This window comes from Salipiger sp. HF18 (genome assembly GCF_011806505.1).
In the GTDB taxonomy this organism is placed as follows: domain Bacteria; phylum Pseudomonadota; class Alphaproteobacteria; order Rhodobacterales; family Rhodobacteraceae; genus Salipiger; species Salipiger thiooxidans.
On the sequence record NZ_JAATOS010000198.1, the window covers coordinates 1 to 7,154 of the forward strand.

At 61.9% G+C, this 7,154-nt stretch carries 3 protein-coding genes and 6 pseudogenes; 4 read left to right on the plus strand and 5 right to left on the minus strand.

Features of this window, described 5'->3' with window-relative positions; translation table 11 throughout:
• From HC022_RS15585 to HC022_RS15595, 3 genes and pseudogenes are all read left to right on the plus strand, one after another.
• The coding region (locus HC022_RS15585) for a tripartite tricarboxylate transporter permease (protein WP_175583602.1) at positions 1 to 862 on the plus strand (862 nt) is incomplete at its 5' end.
• Between the two features lie 143 nt (positions 863 to 1,005).
• A pseudogene (locus tag HC022_RS15590) lies at positions 1,006 to 1,488 on the plus strand (transposase); the annotation flags it as partial.
• 66 nt (positions 1,489 to 1,554) lie between these two features.
• Positions 1,555 to 2,123 (plus strand): annotated as a pseudogene (locus HC022_RS15595) (integrase core domain-containing protein); the annotation flags it as partial.
• Between the two features lie 118 nt (positions 2,124 to 2,241).
• Here the strand turns inward: HC022_RS15595 and HC022_RS15600 are convergent.
• From HC022_RS15600 to HC022_RS15610, 3 genes and pseudogenes are all read right to left on the minus strand, one after another.
• Entirely contained in the window at positions 2,242 to 3,675 is a 1,434-nt protein-coding gene (locus HC022_RS15600) for a DUF2235 domain-containing protein (protein ID WP_167453059.1), read from the minus strand.
• Between the two features lie 467 nt (positions 3,676 to 4,142).
• Positions 4,143 to 5,300: pseudogene (locus HC022_RS15605) on the minus strand (IS110 family transposase).
• Positions 5,301 to 5,567: 267 nt separating this feature from the next.
• Complete coding sequence (locus tag HC022_RS15610; RefSeq protein WP_167453060.1) at positions 5,568 to 6,020, minus strand: serine hydrolase; 453 nt, start codon at positions 6,018 to 6,020, stop codon at positions 5,568 to 5,570.
• 184 nt (positions 6,021 to 6,204) lie between these two features.
• Between HC022_RS15610 and HC022_RS15615 the strand changes: the two are divergent.
• A pseudogene (locus HC022_RS15615) lies at positions 6,205 to 6,471 on the plus strand (LysR family transcriptional regulator); the annotation flags it as partial.
• 29 nt (positions 6,472 to 6,500) lie between these two features.
• Here the strand turns inward: HC022_RS15615 and HC022_RS15620 are convergent.
• Both HC022_RS15620 and HC022_RS15625 read right to left on the minus strand, forming a co-directional pair.
• Positions 6,501 to 6,634: pseudogene (locus HC022_RS15620) on the minus strand (transposase); the annotation flags it as partial.
• Between the two features lie 121 nt (positions 6,635 to 6,755).
• Positions 6,756 to 6,959: pseudogene (locus HC022_RS15625) on the minus strand (IS5/IS1182 family transposase); the annotation flags it as partial.
• Positions 6,960 to 7,154: the final 195 nt, after the last annotated feature.

The following is a 7,154-nucleotide window of genomic DNA, read 5'->3' on the forward strand; positions in this document are numbered from 1 at the left end:
GCGCCTGCTGTCGCAGGAGGCCACGGTGCGCAAGCTGCCCGAGGGCGCGCCGGGCTCGGCGCTGTCCAAGATCGGGCGGGCAGGGCGCCGCTACTGGTGGCCCTCGCTGCGCGGCTCGGTCATGGGCACGGCCATCGGCTCGCTGCCCGGCGCCGGTGCGGACATCGCGGCGTGGATTTCGGTCGCGGTGACACGGCGCGCGACGCGGGAGCCCGAGAAATGGGGCAAGGGCCACATCGAGCCCATCGTGGCGGGCGGCTCGGCCAACAACGCCGCGCTTGCGGGCGCATGGATCCCGGCGCTGGTCTTCGCCATCCCCGGCGATACCATCACGGCCATCGCCATCGGGGTGCTCTATCTCAAGGGCGTGAACCCGGGGCCGATGGTGTTCCTCGAAAACGGCCAGATGGTCTACGCGGTGTTCCTCGTGTTCTTCCTTGCCAATCTCATGCTCATTCCCTTCGGCTGGCTCGGCATCCGCATGGCGGGTCTGGTGCTGCGCGTGCCCACTACGGTGATCGCGCCGACGCTGCTGATCCTTGCCTGTCTCGGCGCCTTCGCCATCAACAACGACATGTCGGGGCTGCTGGTGATGATCGGGCTCGGCGCGCTGGCGGCGATTATGAACGCCTCCGGGCTGCCGCTCGCGCCGACGGTGCTGGGCATTGTCATGGGCAAGATCGTCGAGCAGAACCTGATGCAGTCGCTGATCAGCACGCAGGGAGACCTGCTGGCCTTCTTCGACCGGCCGGGCTCGGCGGTGCTCGGGGTGCTGACGCTGGCGCTCTGGGGCAGCGTGATGGTGCGCGCGGTCTACGGATTGCTGCGCAAGAGCCATTCGGCGCGCCGCGCGCAAAGCTGACCGGCGGACGCATTTATATATTACATAATCAACCTTATGAGATATCTGTCTGCCGAGGAGGCACATTCTAAACTGGGTTACGACAAATCCCCTATCTTGCTGGAAAGCAATGAGAAAGGACGATGGCGCACAAAGAGCTGGACATGCGTGAGCGGCGCAGGATCGAAGACCTGCTGAACGCAAAGCTGCCGGTCAGCAGGATTGCGGCAGAGATCGGTCGGCATCGTTCGACCGTCTACCGCGAGATCAGGCGAAACTGGTTCAGCGATGAGTGCCTGCCGGGTTACGATGGCTATTACGGCGGCGCCACGCATCAGAAAGCCACCAGTCGGCGCGCCCGCCAGCGCAAGCTGATCCGGCATCCTGAGCTTCGAAATCAGGTCGTCGAGCGGATCAGGAACGGTTGGACGCCTGAGCAGATCGGCAACCGGCTGATCCAGGAAGCCTCGACGCTCCGGGTCTGCCAGGAAACGATCTACCGCTCTATCTACTCGCAGGTAGACATGGCGCAGGAGCTTTGGTGGTACCTGCCCGAACACCGCAAGGCCCGCCGGCCGCGCCGAGCCCGGAAGCGCCGGGCTCCAGAATTCGACCGTGATGTCAGTATCCTGTTCCGCCCGGACAACGTCGCACACCGCAGGGAATTCGGCCATTGGGAGGGTGATTTGATGCTGTTCAAACAATCGCTTGGCCAGCTCTACCGGATCTACCGTGAAGAAGGCCTGACAGTGCGCAAGCGTGGCGGTCGCAAGCGCGCCATCGGAACGAGGGCGTCGATGGCGATCCCGCAGGGGCCGAACCAGCGATGGTCCCTGGACTTCGTCTCAGACAGCCTGTCGGATGGGCGCCGGTTCCGGGTGCTCTGCGTCATCGACGACTACAGCCGGGAATGCCTGGCAGCGGTCGTGGACAGCTCGCTGTCAGGGCAACGCGTTGGCCGTGAGCTCGACAGCATCGCTCGGGTGCGCGGCTATCTATGCATGGTGGTCAGCGATAATGGGACGGAGCTGACCTCGAATGGCATTACATCGCGCCGGGAAAGCCCATGCAGAACGGCTTCGTCGAGAGCTTCAATGGCCGCCTGCGCGACGAGTGCCTCAACGAGCACCTGTTCGCCAACCTGCGCCACGCCCGGGAGCTTAACTCGGCCTGGCGCGTCGACTACACTCACCATCGCCCACATACGAGCCTCGACGGGCTCACCCCGTGGGAGTATCACCAACGGTCAGTAGAGGACCAAACCCTGAACAGAGCGAACTAATAACCGCGGACTCTACGGGGAGCAGGTCACCGTCATAGTTATTCGCCTCTTCGGTCATCGTCCCAGTCCCTCCCCCAGCCACTCGGCCCTTAGCCGCCGGATAAGGCAGTGAAGCTGATCACTGTCCATCGTCGAAGTAAGACTTCGCCGAGGGATGGTTACGGAGTTGTTCGGGCCGGTATGGTCGCATCTCACCAACGTGAGAAACCAGCCCAGTTTCAAGACGCTCGATGACCGAAGGATGGAGCGCAAAGACAGCGCTCACTTCGCGCGGAACCACTGGCCAGCGCCTACGGATCGGACCATATGCGAACATGAAGGCTTCCTCATGCTGCATACCGGTCGGATCCGGCATGACGTACAACTTGTTCTCATTGATCCGAACGTCTGGAACACATGCCTTCAGCTCCTCTAGCATCCAGCTGAGCGCGATGTCGCTAAGGCGGGACTCCGGTTCTGGGTAGCTGCCGCCAACGTCGCTGTGGCAGCCAGCGAACCAGACTTGCTTCAACCACGGCGGGGCACGGCCTTCGGTCTTCTCGGCTTCAGCCGCCATCGCCCATTTCACGCGGGGAAAGTTCTTACGCTGCTCGTCTATCGCGAGCGCATGGCGAGCATGACCGACATCAGAATCGAGCCACTGGTCGTAGTTTTCCAGATTCCACTTGGCGTAGTGGCCGTATTTCCAGATCGCAGCCCAGTCTGAGAGACGGGACAGTTTGAGCGGCCTTGTCTCGTCCGGTGAGAAGTACTTCCATTGCGACCACTTCAACTTGCCGTACCAGAACCCGATGAGGCCAAGGAGGCCGAGAAGGGGAAGGCAGACGTACCATGGCCAGGAGAACCAAAGCGACGCGCAGGAGGCGACAAAGAGGGCGGAAACGATGAAGCCGGCAAGTAGACTCACCTGAGCGTTCCCGAGCGCAGCGACGGTGTCGAAAACGCCGATGAACGTAGGCTGGACGTTGCCCTGAACGTCTTCATGCGCATCCGGCACGAAGCTTCTGTACTTCTGCCGGAACCGGCGGCCGAGTTCCTCGCGACGTTCGTAATAGGGCTTCTGGCCGCGCGGATAGCCGTTGCCATGATTGTAGACGAAGTTTACCGCGTCACTCGCGATCTTCCGAAGTCGCGGACCGAAGCGCGGCACCGGCGATCCGTCCGGCATCGTTGTCGGGACTCCGCAAAGGTTCATCACATTGGCAACGGCTCGAACCGTATATGCTCCTCTTGAAAACCCGAAGAGGAGGATACGGTCACCAGGTTCATAATAGGAGATGATCTTCTCGTAGCAATCGATGACGTTTTCATCGATCCCGGTGCCGACCGCGGCCGACAAGATGTTCCTGATCCGTTGGAGCGTGAGGCCTCCAACCTCACCCGCACCGAGACCTGCGTCGTAGAAACAGACCTGTTCCCTCGGATCGATCGGGGATGACGGTCCGGGACGCATCGCGCGATACATCTTGTAGACGTTCGAGAGCCGCTGGTCGGGTCGTAGCCCACCGACTTGGCCGGTCCCATCGGAAAAGATTAGGATGTTCTTGGGCATGCGAGATGGCCTCTTGTTCGTAATTTGTTCCAGCATCTCGTAGTCAGCGCAATGCGTCAACGTTTCCCCCCAAGAGTCCTCGTCGTGTGAATTTGGGCAGCTCCTGATGTTGTTCACGCAGCGAATGTCCTGTGTGGATGGCTCCTGCATAGCAAGGCTTAAATGATCTTGTGTATCTTTTCAGAAGCGGTCTTGTGTCCGGCCTCACATGATGATTTCTCCGTCAATAGTTTGTTTCCGCTTTCGGTGCCCGAGGCGAACTCTCTTTCGGCAGACCCCTGTCTGCAAACCTCACATCCGGCGGGATGAAGATCCCAACCACTGTCCCGCTTTCGGGACTGGAGAGCTCCCAAGGAAGGGCGCCACTCTGTAAAGACGGCATTTATGGTGCCACGCTGGACAACGGCGACGTTCCCTCGGTCACCAAGCCACTATGCCGTCGCAGAGCAGCCTGATCTCGTTGACCGTTATGGGGCGGGTTTCATGGTCGCCCCCTGCAGAACCACCCCGTCAGTGACGAACCGACAAAGGGCAATCAGCAGCTTTCGGGCAAGCGCCACGATCATCACCTTCCGCACGCGCCGACCAGTCTGGCCTGTTCTCTCTCGGAACCAGGTAACCTGCGCGGCACCAGGCTGGTAGCGTAGCCAGAGCCACGCCAGTTCAACCATCGTCGTTCTAAGCCGCCTGTTTCCGGCTTTCCCGATCCCTCGCTCACGCTCCACACCTCCGCTGTTGTAGGGCGTCGCCGTAAGACCAGCATACGATCCCAACGCCTTGCCATTGGCAAAGTGGCGCACGAAGGCCTCGCGAACTAGCACCGTGGCACTCTGCACTCCAACACCACGTAACCGGCAAAGTTGTTGGATCATTTTGCCGGCCTCATCATTGGCGGGTTCCTCGACTACGGCATCACGCTCGCGTTCCAACTGAGCGATCTGGGTGAGTACAAGCTCGAGCCTACTTAACAGTCGTTCGATCTTTGCGAGCGCGTTTGGCGGCAGCGGCTCGCCCAGCCCGGTGCGCAGATCCACCAATCGACGCCGCCGGCTCTGAAGGAGCGGGTTGTAGCCCTCGACGCCTAGTGTCGCCAGGACGGCGCCGATCCGGTTGGTAAGGCCAACGCGCTCCGAGATCAGCTCTGTCCTCTCGCGGATGCTTCGCCGTGCATCTTCGTCCGCTTCATCCGGAATTGGTACCATGGAGCAGACTCGCGGCTCTCCACGAAGCCATGCCATCAGGGTGCGGAGCAGCAACTCTGCATCAATGCCATCGGACTTGGCCCGACGCATGCGGCGATCCACTGGGACGCTTGAAGGCTGGATGACGTGAACCTCGACCCCTTTTGCGGTCAGCCATCGCGCTAGCCAGAATCCACACCAGCCAGCTTCATAAGCTGCGATCACACAATCGACCCGATAGCCGGCAGTGGCGGCTCGGGCCCGATACCCATCAATCGCCGCTTCAAGGGCCAGCTTTTCGGGGGCGATCGTTTTTCGGGTCTTGGATCGTGGCAGGCCTGGCACTTGTGCCGCTAAAACCCACGATTTGCTGCTCAACTATATCGCGAGAACGAGCGTGTGGTCATATGAAATAGATTTTGGCGTATCGGACGAATGTGTCATTATCAGATCTCCTCATTTTTGCCATGGCACAGACGATCCGTTCTGCGCCACTCATCATGGGATCTGTTGACGCGGTCATTGCCGCTGGCCCTCCCTCTCGTGCATGTAAACATGCACTGCCGGGCAGTGGATGGGATCCGCAGATCAGGTTCCTATCTGCTTCGCGGGCAATGGCGCCCGGGACATTCGTCGGAGCGTCCTGATCGTTGCGGCTGAAAGGTACACCATCACATCGTTGGTCTTGCTTTCTCGCTGGCGCGCGCCGTCTCATATGGCGTGCGGTTTGTAGGGCTCGCCGACGCGGCGGAAGAACTGCGTCACCGCCTCCGGCCCGCCGAGATGCGCGATCAGGATGTTCGCCGCCACGTTGTCGCTCATGTCGAGCGCCGCGAGGCCGAGCTCGTCGATGGTCATGGTGCCGCCGACCCGCGTCTCGGTGACGGGCGCATAGGGCACCAGGTCGGCCTCGCGCACCGGCAGAGCATCGGAGAGCGACAGCGTGCCCGCATCCCGGCGTGCGAGGATGGCGCCGCAGACCGGCACCTTCACCGTGCTGTTCATGAGGTAGAGCTCATCCTCGCGATGAGACCAGGACCAACTCGAGCCGGTATCTACGAACGAGACGCCGACGCGGGCGCCGAGCTGCTCCTCGATCCGGGCGACGGTGTCGGCGAGCGCCTCGACAGGCGTTTCAGCGACGGAGGCAGTGGCTATGGACAGGCCGAGAGCGAGCCCTGTCGCGACAGGACGGTAGCGGTGAACCGCATGGGACCATTCCTTTCAGGATCTGCGCCAGTGGCGCCTGAGTGTGACATCACATGATGTCATGCGGTCTGTATATTTCGGCTTGATCCAAGCCATCAAACGACAAATCTTATGGCCTGCCATTAGCTGAGGTACGGCCATGGATCGCCCCGACCTGCCACTCAATGCCCCCCGGGTGTTCGAGGTCGCCATGCGCCAGGGCAGCTTCACCAAGGCCGCCATCGAGCTGCGCGTCACCCAGGCCGCCGTCAGCCACCAGGTCGCGCGGCTCGAGGACCTGCTGGGCGCGGCGCTGTTCCTGAGAACCCCTCAGGGGCTGGTGCCGACCGACGAGGGCCGCCTGCTCTTCCCCGTGCTCGAGCATGGGTTTGACGCCATGGCGAGGGTGCTCGACCGTCTCGGCGGGCGGCGCGACATGGAGGTGCTGAAGGTTCAGTCGAGGCCGATCAGGCGCAACAGGCTCTCGACGAGCCCGGCCGTCCGCCGGAGCGCCATGCCAAACAGCACGTTCATCGAAAGGCAGGTCTGAGGGCGGCATCGCTATAGGTCCGCTGTCAGCCGCGTCTGCCTGCTCACGTATCCCAGATACCACCCTGGATTCATGAGATGACTCCGTCACAGGATGGGTGCAACAGGGCCGTCCATCTGTTCCACGCGCTGACGCTCGGACCGGACCGAGCAGCGGATTTACAACAGGCTGGCGCGGATCAAACGGTCCGGCGCAATGGAAGGACGGCCCTTGGCAGCATAAAGACGATCGAACCCGGCCTCGAGGGAATGCAGGGCATCGTTGACGACGGATCCGATCGCGCGCGGCGGATGCCGGGACGGGTTGCGCTCCTCAGGATCGGCGTGGCTGAACAGCGCCCCCGTCACCTCGTCCGATCCGCGCATCGCCACCTCGGTCATACCTTGGTGGCGATGAATGGTGTTCCTCAATGCGCGTCGCGACCGGAGTTTTCAGCAGCCTGCCCTTGGCATGGCCCCGTGGAAGGGGCCGCGCCGCGAGGGCGCGACCCTTGCAGGTGTCAAGCGCGGTAGTCGCGGCCCAGCCCGTCGATGGAGCGCAGATGGGCATCCCACTCGAGC

Coding starts and splice junctions, on each gene's coding strand:
- HC022_RS15600 (WP_167453059.1), bottom strand. CDS start 3,675: ATGCCCAAGAACATCCTAATCTTTTCCGATGGGACCGGCCAAGTCGGT.